The following is a 14,990-nucleotide window of genomic DNA, read 5'->3' on the forward strand; positions in this document are numbered from 1 at the left end:
TTTACGTAAAGGTAAATGAAAAGAAATCTCAATTCCAAATACTAATCCGTATTTTTTACGATAAGGTAAAATTACTTATATTTGCAAACCGGAAAAAAGAAAGATGGATACCAACGCAGCTGAAGACTTTTTCAAAAACTCAAGTAATTTCTTACTTAACGTAGCCGTTGACAACGTGATATTCGGCTACCACGAGAAGGAATTAAAAGTATTATTACAACAGCCTTTTGCCCTGGATAAGTGGACAGTTACCGGTGGTTACATTCAGAAAACCGAATCCATAGCAGAAGCCGCCGCCAGGGTTGCACACATGAGGACGGGTTTAACAGGTTTGTTTCTGGAGCAATTTCAATCATTCGGCAACCCACAGCGTGTAAAAGATAATGGCTTTACAGCAAAACATATCGCAGAGGTAACCGGCTATGATATTCCGGAAAACTCCTGGATATTCGACTATTTCGTATCCATTGCATTTTATACCCTCACTGAATTCTCTAAAGTCAAAATCACAAAATCCGAGTTCGAGGCAGAGTGCCAATGGTGGCCGGTGAGCGAATTACCCCTCATGATGTTTGATCATGAATTGATCATAAAAGAAGCACTGAAAGCATTGCGATTGCACATCGCCCATTACCCTATTGGTTACGAATTATTGGAAGAGAAGTTTACCCTACCGGAAATACATAACCTTTATGAAACCATTTTGGCTAAGCCGCTTGATGACCGAAACTTTACCAAAAAATTATTGGCAACCGGCATCATTACCAAATTAAATGAAAAAAGACAAATCAGCGGACACCGCCCACCTTATCTGTATAAATTCAATAAAGAAAAATACGACGAGGGGCTTAAAAGCGGGGTTGAGTTAGTATTTTAGGACTAACTGAAACCATAATACCTTCCATGAAAAACAAATCCCCAAAATGGGGGCCCAAATTAGCTTCGAAAACATGAGATAATTACAATTTTAGATGAAGGTAAAATGGCGACAGAATTTCTTTGTAAATTTTCAGCAACTATATTAGATATCATTCCCGAAAATAAAATCTCGCTGAGTCTTTAGTTAAAATTTATGGTTCGATGTTATGAGCAATAAATCATCTTCAACCAGATAATTAATTGCTGGCTTCGGAACATCGAACCAGAAAGCTCCAATAAAAAATACAGTATTTAACTCAAATGCAAAGATTTACAAATGGAAAATTTAGGGTTTGTTGGGTTTTGCCCAGTTGGGTTGACCTTATTGTGCTCAAACCAAAAAGTGCCTTTACAGCTTTAAAGGCAGATTGCAAAAAAAACGAAAATAGAAAACGGCCTTTACAATATCGCAAAGGCCGTTCAGTGCACCCAACTGGGTGCTTATCCATCGATGACGTAATTTAGAAATAGCAGCAGTTGGCTTTCATCTCTTTGACTATAGCCAGTTTATACCTTAACCTATCTGGCAACTATTGTTTTTGTCTGTGTTGTATGGGCGCTGAAATATCCTAAAGTTACCGGAGTGATATTTGTGGGCGGATCAGACGGCGTAACGCTCCCCCCCGGCCCTACCTGCGATTGTTGTGATAGGGTGAGCCAATACAGATACATCGGATGATCGATGCACTGCATTTCGACTGTAACCGTATCACCTGCGTGTATCGCGTTTTCATCCCCGTCTCCACCCCGAAGCACCATGTTCGTTGCCAGGCCGTCATTAAACTGGTCGTTCGTCGCAAATACATCTTTTACCTGCACCCCGTTCACGTATTCTACAAAGCGGTATTGGTTTGCCAAACCAGCCGGATCACGATAATAAGCGGTAACTTGCTTTTTAGGATTATCACCAGTGCTGATCGCCTGATTTTTTGAACTGAGCGAATCCAGGGTAACAACCTGCGGCATGGTGGAAACAGCCGTATAGGTAATTTCTTTGATCAGCGCAGTCATTGTATAGGTGTTGCCGGGAATACCTGTTAGCTGTGTATTGGTATAAGTGCCAGCAACACCTTCCACAAACAAGTAGCTGTTACCGGCCTGGTCAGTAACCGTTATAGTAGCGCCCGACACTGCCGGATACGTATTTGTGTTAGTGAATGGCACGTTTGTACTTAACTTAAAGATTTGTGGCCCCGTACCATTGGTAATGTTACCTTCAATCACCAGTTTACCGCTTTCATCATTAAGTTTCAGATCGACTACCTTCGTGCACGACGAAGCGAATAACAAGATACAGGCAGTCAGGATATAATATGGAATGTGTTTCATTGGAGATTAAAATTTAAAGTTCCAGGTTACTGATGGAATTGGGGTTGCGAAAATGCTGGTTTGTACAGCTTCTGTGGTATTAGGGACTGTTTTGCTGTCCCGGAAAGTGATGGAATATGGCTCGCGGCTGCCATACAGATTGTAAATACTAAAAGTCCAGCTGGAGTGGTATTTCTTATGTTGTTTACCTTCCAGTGTGGCACCTATATCGAGACGGTTAATAGCCGGTTCACGGGATGCGTCGCGGGCCGAATAGGAGAATGTGGTTAAACCGCCTACTTCGTATTTACCCGTCGGAAAGGTCACGGCCTGCCCGGTGCTGTAAACAAATGTACCTGAAAGCGACCAGCGTTTGGTCAGCTGGTAAATCCCCACTACCGAAAGATCATTCCGACGGTCCTGTGGTGCTGCAAAATAATTACCATTGTTTATTGCGGCAAACTTATCCTCCGTTTTGGAAAGCGTATAGCCTATCCATCCATTGAATTTGCCGTATTTCTTCTTCAGAAACAGTTCCAGGCCGTAAGCCCTGCCCGAACCATACACCAATTGCGATTCTACATCCTGGTTAGCAACCAGCTGTGCCCCATCTTTATAATTGATCTGGTTTTGCAGCCATTTATAATAAACCTCTGCCGAAAACTCAAATTGGTTATCACTAAAATTCCTGAACCAGCCGGTTGAGATCTGATCGGCAATTTCGGGTTTGATATTATTGCTGCTCATCACATACAGGTCGGTAGGTGAACTGGTGGTGGAATTGGTCAGCAGGTGGATATTCTGGGTGTTGCGGTTATAAGAGAACTTAAATGAGCTAACGCTGTCCAACTGATAACTGGCAGACAACCGGGGTTCCGGATTAAAATAATTTTTTACTATGCTGCCGGAACCGTGGGATTTGGTTCCGCTTACATTTCCTGCCGCATTATAAGTATTAAAAGAACCGGGCCCGTACAAAGAAAAGTCGCTTAATCTCACCCCATAAAGGATGCTTAACCTGTTACTTGCCTTCCATTCATCGCTTATATACGCAGCGCTTTCAAAGCCATACCGCTGCTCTACATTAATATTATTTACCGTGTTTGACGATGAAGATATATTACCCGGCGCAATTGAGTGGTGAAGAACGTTGATACCGAATTTGATGCGGTGATGGTCGCTGGCGGCGTATTGAAAGTCTTCCTTAAAATTGATATCATTTATTTTGGAGGTTGCTTCAAAACTGTCATTGCTTTCAAAACTCTGGATCTGATAGTTATAATTACTGTAGATCAGTGAGGTGTTTGAAAAGAGTTTAGGGCTGAAGATATGGTTAAACCTGATGGTGCCTGTTTTGTTGCCCCAGTTAGTCCCGAAGATATTATCAAGGCCGATAACATCCTTACCGAAATACCCGGAAAGGAATATGGCATTGTTTTGATTGAAATGGTAATTAAATTTGGCGTTGAAATCATAGAAATACAGCGAACTGCCTTTGATCGACGAATCTTTAGCGAGCTTGGTGAATACGTCAATATAAGTTCCCCTGGCGCTGACCATAAATGAGCCTTTGCCGCTGTCGATAGGGCCTTCTACTTTTAAACGTGAAGCGATCAGTCCTAATCCACCTTGTACGGTAAAGTTCTTGCTATTGCCATCGTTCATGTTGACATCCAGCACAGATGACAAGCGGCCACCGTATTCTGCGGGCATGCCTCCCTTGTAAATATCTACTCCTTTTATGGCGTCCGAATTAAAAGTAGAAAAGATGCCAAATAAGTGTGAAGCATTATAAACAGGTGCGCCATCCAGCAGGATCAGGTTCTGATCAGAAGAACCGCCGCGCACATAGAAACCTGTATTCCCTTCGCCGGCGGATTTGACGCCCGGCATTAGTGCAATGGTTTTCAGGATATCCTTTTCGCCCAAAACAACCGGTACTTTGTTGATCTGCGACATATTCAATTTCTCTACGCCCATCTGGGGAGAAACGATCTGATCATTGTTCGGCCGGCTGGCACTTATCACTACTTCGTTCAATGTACTTTTGGATTCCAGCTTAATATCTATGGCCTGGCTTTTATGCAGCGACAGCTGTTTGGTCTGCGTATCATAGCCGATATAAGTATAGATCAGTGTATACTCTCCTTCTGGTGCCGATAGGGAATAAAAGCCGAAGTTGTTGCTGGAGGTACCGCTTTGCGGTAATTCTTTGATACGTACAGATGCGCCGATAAGGGTTTCACCTGTTGTGGCATCTTTAATGGTACCGCTGATAGTCACTTTTTTCTGGCCGTAGGCTGTTGAAATTAAACATAAAAAAGCAACAAAAAATAAAAAGCATCTGGGCATGGTTAATCAAATTTGAGCCAAAACTATGCGCGGCTCAGATGCCATTTTTTCATATTATACCAAAGCAGCTAATTATTATACCAATGTACTTTCCGTTTATAGAATTGAAAAACACTGTATTGATCTGCAGGTGACTTGATACTCAACCTGAAATATAAATAAAGCGGATATCCCTGTTTGGTATAATAACCACGGGTTTTCGTATAATTCATCAAATGGGATAAGCTGGATTCTTTACCTTTAAGTTTGAATAAATTTAGCACTATGGACTCCGTGAACAGGGTAAAGACCTTTAACAATGATATTATTCTCCAGTTTATCATAGACCGGAAATACCGTGTATTGCGGCATTTGATACTGGTCACTCTTTTGTGCGCTGCCTTTTATAATAGTAAGATCGGGTACCCTGCCCCGGCAAGTCTGTATGTTAAGTTCAGTATCTCGCTTATCGTATTGGGCCTGTTATATGTCAACATGTATTGGCTGGTTCCTAAATTTCTTTTCAAGGATAATTACATGGGCTACTGCTTATGGAATATTATCTTATTTGGATTGGCCCATATAGCCGGCTTTTACACCAGGCGTCTCATAGCCAGTTATTTCGGCCAGGTTGTCACCCCGAAAGAGCAATCCAACTGGGTGGCATTTTACTTAGTTTTCACCGTACTGATGGGCGCTTCGGCGGCGGTCAAACTGTTTCAACGATGGATCATAGACTCGCAGCGGATCAACGAATTAGAAACGGCAACGATACAGTCGGAGTTAGAGAACCTGAAAAAGCAGATCAATCCCCATTTTCTTTTTAATACTTTAAATAACGCTAACGTACTGATTTATAAAGACCCTGAAAAAGCCTCTGAGGTATTAATGAAACTGAGCGACCTGCTGCGTTACCAACTTTATGACAGCACCCGCGGCAAGATATTTTTAAGTTCGGATATTCATTTTTTGGAGGATTTTTTAAACCTGGAGAAGATCAGGCGTGATAACTTTGACTTTACCATTACTATGGAGGGCGGTTTACAGGGAGTTGAAGTACCACCGTTATTGTTTATCACCTTTATAGAAAATGCGGTAAAACACAATAATGACGCGGAGGAACGTTCTTTTGTACACGTATTGTTCGCCTTTAAAGGAAAGGAGTTGAATTTTCATTGTATCAATTCCAAACCAAGGATACCAGTTAAGCGGAGTGTTAGCGGTGGTTTGGGTTTATCCAATGTAAAGCGCAGGCTGGAACTGATCTATCCGGAAAGGCATGAGCTATGGATCACAGATAATACTGAAACCTTTAATGTGCATTTAACTATAAAAATATGAAGGCGATAATTGTTGACGACGAACCGCTGGCGAGAGAAGCGATACAATTGCTGGCCAGTAAGATACCAGATCTGGAAATCGTGGCAACGTTCAATAATGCAATGACGGCAAAAAAACACATGGACGCATCGGCTGTTGACCTGATTTTTCTGGACATTGAAATGCCCGGGATAAATGGAATTGAATTCGCCAGAAGTATCCCTGCCGAAACACTTGTCATCTTTACTACCGCCTACCCTGAATATGCACTGGAAGGATTTGAGTTAGACGCTATCGACTACCTGGTTAAACCGGTTAAGGACGAACGTTTTCAAAAAGCGGTCAATAAAGCCTTCGCTTACAACAAACTTCTACAAGGCGAGGTTTCGACACCTGAATTACCGCATCAGGGCGACGACTATTTCTTCGTGAAATCGGAAAGGAAATTTGTTAAGATCTATTTTAAGGAAATCCTCTTTATCGAAGGACTGAAAGACTATGTGGTTATTCAAACCGAAAACCAGCGGGTGATGACAGCAATGAATATCAAAACAATTCATGAGCAACTTCCCCAGCATATTTTTGTCAGGATCAGCAAATCCTATGTCATCAACGTCAAAGAGATCAGCTCGTTTGATAACAATACTGTCCTGATAAGAAACTACGAGATCCCGATCGGGAATTCATACCGGAATTATTTTTTTGAGAATTTCATTTCAAAAAAGGTTATTGGGAGGTAAACACTTTTCAAAAGGGATAAGTGATAGATAATAAACGCAAAGCATTTACGATAAACGTACTTTACTAACCAGCACCCAAGAAACCGAACGATAGAGCCTTTAATTTAAGAATTGCAGGATATACAACTTACAATGATGGCACCGGCGTAAGGACGGTAACCAATGATCCGAATACACTTCCTCAATTTTTGAAGGACTTGAGTTTTCCTTCAGGAATGGGGGATAACAACAATCCTACGCCCGCTAATCCCTATCAACACTAATCCACCATGAAACGTACATTATTAGTCGCCTTTATTCTATTAATTGGTCAAATAGCTTTTGTACAAAAGAAAATACCAACACTTTATGAAAATGATCCTAACGCCTTAAATATCGATGTTAAAGATGCCTATAAATATATTGGCAAAGTTGTCATCGTGCATGATAGCATTTATAGCGCAAAAATCTACCAGGATTCCATCGCCGTTTGTCAAGTTGGAAAAAAAACGAATACACCACGTTTAATGTTCATTTACCTAAATAAATCCCAAGCTCCTTTAGAACAAAAATATGTTCATGCATTTCAAGCAAATAAGGTCTGGATTAAGGGTATAGTGTTAGGAACAGAGGAGTCTCCTTTGATCATATCATACGGATTAGATTATTTTAGCTTAACTAAATGATCAAAACCACAGTTTAGCTCGGGTAAAACTGAAAGTCCTGCTAGTCCACACCTTCATGTCAAAGCCCGTTATAGTTTATATAACAGGCTTTTTTTTATAATTGGCCTGTGTTATAAACTATCCATCATTTATTTATTAAACATCTGGCATCCTATCCGTTACCAACATTAAACTACCATGAAACAAGTTGTATTAATTACATTAATCTCTTTCTTTTTTTTACCAGCGTTTTAACAAAAAATCCCCGAAATTAAAGTTTTTGAACCCAGATATCTCTTAGAAAATTGATATATTCAAAAGACTCCGTACAATCTGTAAAAATTATATCCGATTCGATTGCTGTATTAAAGGTTGGTGGAAAATTGAAAAAAATGTTGTTTCTGTAGCTCATAAAAAAAGCTGTACAATAAACCTGCTTAATATGAGATTTTTAAGAACGTTACAACTCACCAAGGCAAGTTTTAGAGGGGCAATTATACCTATAATGATTGAACTCGTTCTTATAATTGACAATGATACTGACATAATATTCGATGTCCCCTTTCCCCTGACTGGGCGGAATTCGAACCACTTAATTGACCAAATGCGCGTTTTAAACGAATTAGAACGCTTTTAACGATCCCTGACTGTGCACTTTTCGAACCAACTATCTAAGGGGTTCCATTCTCTTATGGGTTAGCCAAATCGCATATATTCCGGCTTTCCACATATGTCCTATAGGCGTTTTATCTTTCGAAGCAAATAAAAAAGTAATACCCTGTAATTGTTTTGATAAGATCAAATGAGACTCCCGTCTGCATTTTTTGTCATAATTGGGAATCAACTAAAATGTCATTATTCAATATAATACAACTGATTATCAAAAACAGAGAGGTTATTCACATCTGCAGCCATATGCTGATTAACATGGCGACCGTAATATGGTATTCCCTTAATTCCAGTTTCAATATTTTTAAAGCTTTTCCAATATGCTTTTCCACTGTTTTAACGGAGATAGCCATTCGCTCACTAATTTCACGGTACGACAAGTGTTCATAACGGCTTAATTCAAATGCCTGGCGGCACTGAGGTGATAAATTACAGATAGCCGCATTTAATCTTTCCTGGATCTCGTTGGCATAAAATTGCTCCGATACACTTTCATCACCGACAGTAGTATTTAGTTGAGAAAACATTTCAACATGCCTTTGCCTGATTTGCTGTGCTCGCCATTCATGTAAAATTTTATTTCTTAAAAGTGCATTTAAAAATGCGCCGATTTCCTGACCGGCTTCAAGTTCCTGACGTTTTCGCCACAGGTCAACAAAAATATCCTGTACTATTTCTTCAACAACTTTATCATCCTGTATTTTACGAAACCCGGATTTACAAAGGGCCGAAAAATAACGCAGGTAAAGTAATTTAAAGGCCGCAACATCACCGTCGCGTATCATTTCGAGCAATTGACTGTCTGTAAAATCAGTTGTACGCGGCACTTTTGGAAATAATTGGTTTTACAAATCAAATAAATTTAAAGGTAATTTAAAGTTTTTTTTTGAGGTATATGGGGGTAACGCCGTTTTGATGCAATAAGTTATTAAAAGCACCAATTATGAACGACGATAAGCTCAACCAACTTATCGCAAAGTATTTAGCAGGCGAGTGTACTCCTTCCGAAAAGCAAGAAGTTGAACGCTGGTATGACCAATATGATGCAGGCAATAAGAAATACCGTAACAATGACACAGATGAGATGCAAGCCTCTGCTGAACGATCATTTGAGGAACTGAGCAAACGCCTTTCTTTATCAACACCAACTCGCCTGACTCAGATAAGGCCGATCAGGCCGGTAATTAAAGTATGGCTGGCTGCAGCTTCTGTACTGCTGATGATTTCATTCGGAAGTTATTTTTTATTCAGACAATACACTAAACCACAATTAACCGCCAATCAGCTGTCATCCCCCATAATTCCGGGCTCCAACAAAGCCATATTAACCCTGCCCGGAGGCAAACAAATCAACCTTACCGATGCCGGCAGTGGCGTGTTGGCTAAAGGCGGAGGCATTAGTATTACCAAATCTGCCAATGGACAGCTTGTTTACACATCTGCCAGGCAGGATGCTCCTGCCAACGCCGGAAAAATTGAATATAATACTTTAACTACACCTCGTGGCGGGCAATTCCAGGTGATATTGCCAGATGGATCGCGGGTTTGGCTCAATTCGGCCTCTTCAATTATATATCCTACTGCGTTTACCGGCAAAACAAGAACGGTAAAATTGCAGGGTGAAGCGTACTTTGAAGTAGCAAAAAATAAACAAAAGCCTTTTATTGTTACTGCTAATAATGTAGATGTAAAAGTATTGGGCACACATTTTAATGTTACGGCCTACAGCGATGACGCGGCTACTACAACAACCTTGCTGGAAGGTTCGGTACGTTTGAGTAAAGGCTCATCAAATACCTTGCTTACTCCTGGTTTACAAGGCATTGCCCTCCATAACCAGAACAATATTTCAATCCAAAAAGCCAACATTGAGCAGGTAATGGCCTGGAAAGAAGGCTATTTTGTTTTTGACGACCTCAGCATAAAAGAGGTGATGAAAATAGTTTCCCGCTGGTATGACGTTGAGGTAAGCTTCCGCGGCAGCGTTGAGAATAAAAAGTTTGGCGGTACCATATCGCGCTATAAAAAGATTACCGAACTGCTTGACAATATGAGCCAGTCTGGTGGTATCCATTATCAAATTGAAGGAAGGAGGATTTTATTGACTAACTAAGCTTACTAACACATAGGCTATCTGACAAAATAGCCGGAAGCGTACCACCGCCCCCGGCAACAGTTTGAAAACTGTCGTTAGATATCCGCAAATGATCATCGTTCAAACAACCAATTTTCTGATTAACCTAACATTCAAATGTATAAAAAATATACTGCATTGAAATGCGGGCGCATGTCCTGTATTGCCCCTAAATTATTATTGATCATGAAACTGTCATTCTTTTTGTGTCTGATATCCTTTATGCAGGTAAGCGCGGCTTCAATGGCGCAAAAAATCAGCATCGACAAAAATAATGGCTCGCTTCGTGAAGTGCTTAACGATATCCACCGTCAAAGCGGCTATAGTGTTTTTTATGATGTTGACCTCATTAAGAACGCCAGACCTTTAACGCTTCATGTAAAAAACGCATCACTTGAAGATGTGCTGAAAGCTTGTTTCACTAATCAGCCCTTCAATTACAGAATCAACCAAAAAACAATCGTTGTTATCCCCAAACCTGTTACAGCATCATTGCCCCAGGCCGAAAAATCCGATCAGCCGGCTCCAGCAGCGCAAACTATCACAGGGGTTGTTACCAGTACCAAAGGTGAAACACTGATAGGCGTTACGGTGAAGTTGAAAGGCTCCAATGTGGCTGCGGTAACGGGTACTGATGGTAAGTACTCGATCAGATTGACCGAATTAAAGGGAACGCTTGTATTCTCGTACATAGGCTATGTTACCAAAGAAGTTGACATCAATAACCAAACTGTTATAAACGTGACCCTCACAGAACAGGAAAAATCACTTAATGATGTGGTAGTGATCGGCTATGGAACACAAAAAAAGGCAAGTGTAACAGGGGCAATCTCATCCGTTAAAGGCGACATATTAACCGAGGCGCCTGTTGCGTCGATTGAACAGGGTATGTCTGGCCGCCTTTCGGGGGTACAAGTAAAGCAAAGTTCGGGACAGCCTGGTGCAGGTATCAGTATCCAGATCAGGGGCGCAGCTTCGATAGCCGGCGGAAACGAACCCTTATATGTGATTGATGGATTACCACAGTTCAATTCAGATGTCAGAACTGCCAATGGTTTAAATTCCATTAATCCAAATGACATCGAATCGATCGAAGTACTGAAAGATGCCGCGGCGACCTCTATTTACGGATCACGCGCTGCTAACGGCGTTGTACTGGTAACCACTAAAAAAGGAAAATCAGGTTCAGCAAAAGTCACCTTTGATACCTATTTCGGCGTGCAGAACGTTAGGAAAAAGTTGCCATTAATGGATGCAACCGCCTTTAAAGCTTATACAACAGACTTTATTAACGGTGCGGCTAATTTTTCAGCGGCTGCGAAAACTACTTATTTAAATGAGTTGGCTAACATAGGCGGCGGAGTTAATACCGACTGGCAAAATGAAACGATGCGCACAGCGCTGAACCAAAGTTATAACCTCGGGATTTCCGGCGGTAACGACAATAGCCAGTATTTCATATCAGCTAATTTCAACGACCAGAATGGGATCATCAAAAAATCTGATTTCGGCCGCTACGCATTGAGAATGAACCTGAATAATAAAGTTGCCGACTGGCTAACGATCATTACGCGTTCAACCGCCAGCAGGACTACAGAAAATGGATTTGTAAATACCGACGGGAGCAATAGTACCGGCGGCGGCGCAAACGGGATCGGAGCTACCCTCCTTGCTGTACCAACCGTTCCTGTGCGGAATGCCAGCGGCAGTTACTCAAAAGTGTCGCCCTACAGTTTCAGTGGTCCGGCTACCGAAAGCCCGGCTGCTTTACTGGATGTATTAAACAAAACCACTACGTATTATTACCAGGGAGGCATTGATCTGGTGGCCAACCCGATAAAAGGATTATCAAATACAACAAGGTTAGGATTTAATTATACCAACACAAGAGGCGATACCTATTACCCGTCTACAATGGTTGTTGTGACCAAACAAAGCGCAAGATTGGCTGAATCCAAAAAATACGGCTACCTGTTTGAGGATTTTTTAACCTATACCAAAACATTTGGGAAGCTGCGCACGGAAACCGTGGCCGGTTTTTCTGCCCAGCAGGATAACTTCAGTTCTATTATATTGGCAGGTACAGGCTTTCCGTCCGATCAGTTAAGTGATAATGCCATTCAGGCCGCAACTTCGGCTGCCATTCCGGTTACTTCTATTACTAAAACAACCATTGCATCTTTTTTTGCCAGGACACAGTTAGATTACAACAGCAAGTACCTGTTTTCAGCCAGCTTCAGACGTGATGGAGCATCCGTGTTTTCGGACCTTCACAAATGGGCAAATTTCAGTTCTTTTTCGGGCGGCTGGCGTATCGGCGAAGAGGAATTTCTTAAAAACACAGAAGTTTCTAACTTAAAGCTCCGTGCCAGCTGGGGACAAACCGGTAACCAGGCGATAAGTCCATACCAGTCACTTTACCTGGCAACCGTAGTCAATACCGCTCAGGGCAGCGGAAGCGGGGTTGGCGTAGGGTTAGCGCCTAATTTGGCTAATAAGAATTTAACCTGGGAAACGACAACCCAAACAGACATCGGTATTGATTTTGGTATCAAACAGGATAAATACCGCCTGTCGCTGGATTATTATATCAAAGATACCAAAGACCTTTTGGCTACGGTTCAATTACCGCAATCGTCCGGCTTCAGCAGCATTTCTGCAAACGTTGGCAGGGTGCAAAATAAAGGTGTGGAAGTAACAGCAGGCGCAACATTTGTCAATACCAAAGATGTTTCATTCAGCGTAGACCTTAACTTCTCGAAAAACGTGAACGTTGTTAAAGCGACTAACAGGAATCGTGACATCCTTTCAGACCCATTGAATGCCGGGAATAATGCCTTAACTATTGTCCGTGTCGGCCAGCCATTATTCTCGTTCTACACCCCTCATTTTGTAGGTTACGACAGTAACCGGTTCCCGATTTATCAGGATGTGAACGGCGACGGTTTGATCAACGCATCAGACAATCAAATTGCAGGCAGTTCGCTTCCTAATTTTTTCTACGGTGCCGATTTCAATTTCAAGTATAAAAGTTTCAGCCTGAATATGACCTGGGCGGGCGTACAGGGAGGGAAAATCAATAACCTTACAGCTTATCAGCTAACGCTGCCCGATGTTCAATTTAACAAGTTATCAACTATTAATAACTATTATCCTGTTGTATCAGATCGTTTTGTAGCCCGCGAATCGGACCAGTTTATTGAAGATGCTTCCTTTTTCAGAATGAAAAACATCAGGTTGTCTTACAGGGTACCATCGAAAATATTGAAGATCAATAATCTTTCATTTTATGTCAGCGGTCAAAACCTGATCACTTTTACTAAATATACAGGCTATGATCCAGAGGTAAATGCCTTCAGCGGCACCAACAATCGTCAGGGCATAGATTATTTTCAATACCCTACCGCCAAGACAATCACATTGGGTTTAAGTGCAACATTTTAATTTACTCAGGTCATGAAAAAACTTTTCTCCATTATATTATTAGCAGGTATCGTCACCGGCACAGGATGCAAAAAGTTCCTTGCAGAACAACCACAAAGCCAGCTGCTTTACGGAAACTTTGATGCACAGTCAATCGAGTCGGCAACGGTCGGCATTTACGAGCCCCTAACCCGCAGCCGCGGACGCTTATGGGAATCTCACTATACAGCAGCACTGACGCTGCTGGAAGATTACGCTCATTCACGGTATACTCCGCAGGAAGCATATGCCAATTACGATTTCACACAGATCACCTACCAGGATAATTTTTGGCCGACATTTTACCAGGCTATTTCCAGGGCTAACATTCTGATCAATGTTTTACAGGGCGGAACATTCGCCAATGGGAACAAATATATCGGCGAAGCCCGGTTTGTAAGGGCGATTTGTTATTACCAACTCGTAAGGTGCTGGGGCAAAGTACCGTTGCGCTTGCAGCCGGTTGCTGATGCCCAAAATACAGGGCAGCCCCTGGCAGAGGTAGCCGAAGTTTATAACCAGATCATCAGCGACCTTCAATTTGCGGAAGCTAACCTGCCAAACACTACCACCCAATATGGAAGGGCCACTGCAGGAGCAGCAAAGGTTACACTTGCTGATGTTTATCTCACCTTAGCCCGTTATGCCGATGCCCGTACCAAAGCCAAAGAAGTGATGGATAACAAATCTGTTTATGGTTATGATCTGCTGGCCTCATTCAGTGATATTTTCTCGCCAACCTCGGCAACAAGTTCTGAAGAAGTTTTCGCATTAAAATTTTCAAGATCAAACGGACTTGGCAGTTTTGTTGCAGATTATGCAGCATCAATCAATCAGTTCCAAGGGTTTGCGGCAGCCGGCAATGAAACATTTGGGGCATTAAGCACTACTCCGTTTATCAAAAACTGGGATGATAATGATCCCAGAAAGGCATGGACCCTGTACAACAAAGCCGTTGTAAATGGTACTAACGTGGTCATTAATGTAGCCCCGCCAAACGATCTCTTGTACGGCAAATTCCGGGACCCGCTCGCTCCATCCGAAACCGGAGCAGGCAATGATTTCTTTTTATACCGTTATGCAGACGTTCTGCTCATCTTCGCTGAAGCCGAAAATAAAGTCAACGGCCCTTCGGCAGATGCTTACAACGCGGTTAACATGGTTCGGAGAAGAGGTTATGGCGTCGGCATTACAACTGCCAATGCCGCTGTTGATCTTCCGGCAGGACTAACCCAAAGTACTTTCGATGATATGGTATTCAGGGAAAGAGGGTATGAATTTATGGAAGAGGACAAACGATGGTTTGATCTGCTTAGAACCGGCCGATATAAAACAGAAATTCCGGCGGCCGGTAAAAGGCTACCACCTTCTACTTTATTTCCAATCCCGGCCCTTGAAAAACTGACTAACGATAAGTTATAAGTTACAAAAGTCCATTCAGCTAAGTAAACCATTGCTCTGTAC

General features: G+C 41.9%; 10 protein-coding genes. 7 read left to right on the top strand and 3 right to left on the bottom strand.

Annotated features, from left to right (window positions below; translation table 11 throughout):
• The first annotated feature begins 103 nt into the window (after positions 1-103).
• Entirely contained in the window at positions 104-877 is a 774-nt protein-coding gene (locus BMX50_RS04335; protein WP_091208105.1) for an NUDIX hydrolase, read from the top strand.
• A 560-nt stretch (positions 878-1,437) separates the two neighbouring features.
• Here BMX50_RS04335 and BMX50_RS04345 read toward each other — a convergent pair.
• Entirely contained in the window at positions 1,438-2,247 is an 810-nt protein-coding gene (locus tag BMX50_RS04345) for a DUF4249 domain-containing protein (protein WP_091208111.1), read from the bottom strand.
• A gap of 6 nt (positions 2,248-2,253) precedes the next feature.
• The gene (locus tag BMX50_RS04350) at positions 2,254-4,578 is read right to left on the bottom strand and encodes a TonB-dependent receptor (protein ID WP_091208114.1); all 2,325 of its coding nucleotides are present in this window, start codon (positions 4,576-4,578) and stop codon (positions 2,254-2,256) included.
• Positions 4,579-4,842: 264 nt separating this feature from the next.
• On the opposite strand from BMX50_RS04350, the gene BMX50_RS04355 reads away from it, so the two are divergent.
• The 3 genes from BMX50_RS04355 to BMX50_RS04365 all read left to right on the top strand — a co-directional run bounded on the left by BMX50_RS04355 (position 4,843) and on the right by BMX50_RS04365 (position 7,282).
• Complete coding sequence (locus BMX50_RS04355; protein WP_091208117.1) at positions 4,843-5,898, top strand: sensor histidine kinase; 1,056 nt, start codon at positions 4,843-4,845, stop codon at positions 5,896-5,898.
• Positions 5,895-6,617, top strand: coding sequence for a LytR/AlgR family response regulator transcription factor (locus BMX50_RS04360; RefSeq protein WP_091208120.1), 723 nt, complete (start codon positions 5,895-5,897; stop codon positions 6,615-6,617). Before BMX50_RS04355 ends, BMX50_RS04360 begins: the two co-directional genes overlap by 4 nt.
• Positions 6,618-6,886: 269 nt before the next feature.
• Positions 6,887-7,282 carry a hypothetical protein gene (locus BMX50_RS04365; protein ID WP_091208123.1) on the top strand — a complete coding sequence of 132 codons (396 nt, stop codon included), beginning with the start codon at positions 6,887-6,889 and terminating at the stop codon, positions 7,280-7,282.
• A gap of 878 nt (positions 7,283-8,160) precedes the next feature.
• Here the strand turns inward: BMX50_RS04365 and BMX50_RS04370 are convergent.
• The gene (locus tag BMX50_RS04370; RefSeq protein WP_143065084.1) at positions 8,161-8,757 is read right to left on the bottom strand and encodes an RNA polymerase sigma-70 factor; all 597 of its coding nucleotides are present in this window, start codon (positions 8,755-8,757) and stop codon (positions 8,161-8,163) included.
• A gap of 116 nt (positions 8,758-8,873) precedes the next feature.
• On the opposite strand from BMX50_RS04370, the gene BMX50_RS04375 reads away from it, so the two are divergent.
• The 3 genes from BMX50_RS04375 (at position 8,874) to BMX50_RS04385 (ending at position 14,948) form a co-directional block, all read left to right on the top strand.
• A complete protein-coding gene (locus BMX50_RS04375; RefSeq protein WP_091208128.1) occupies positions 8,874-10,043 on the top strand; it encodes a FecR family protein in 1,170 nt (389 codons plus the stop codon).
• A 138-nt stretch (positions 10,044-10,181) separates the two neighbouring features.
• Entirely contained in the window at positions 10,182-13,508 is a 3,327-nt protein-coding gene (locus BMX50_RS04380) for a TonB-dependent receptor (protein ID WP_091208131.1), read from the top strand.
• A gap of 12 nt (positions 13,509-13,520) precedes the next feature.
• Entirely contained in the window at positions 13,521-14,948 is a 1,428-nt protein-coding gene (locus tag BMX50_RS04385; protein ID WP_091208134.1) for a RagB/SusD family nutrient uptake outer membrane protein, read from the top strand.
• Positions 14,949-14,990: the final 42 nt, after the last annotated feature.

The sequence above is a fragment of the Mucilaginibacter gossypiicola genome (assembly GCF_900110105.1).
Taxonomy (GTDB): Bacteria; Bacteroidota; Bacteroidia; order Sphingobacteriales; family Sphingobacteriaceae; genus Mucilaginibacter; species Mucilaginibacter gossypiicola.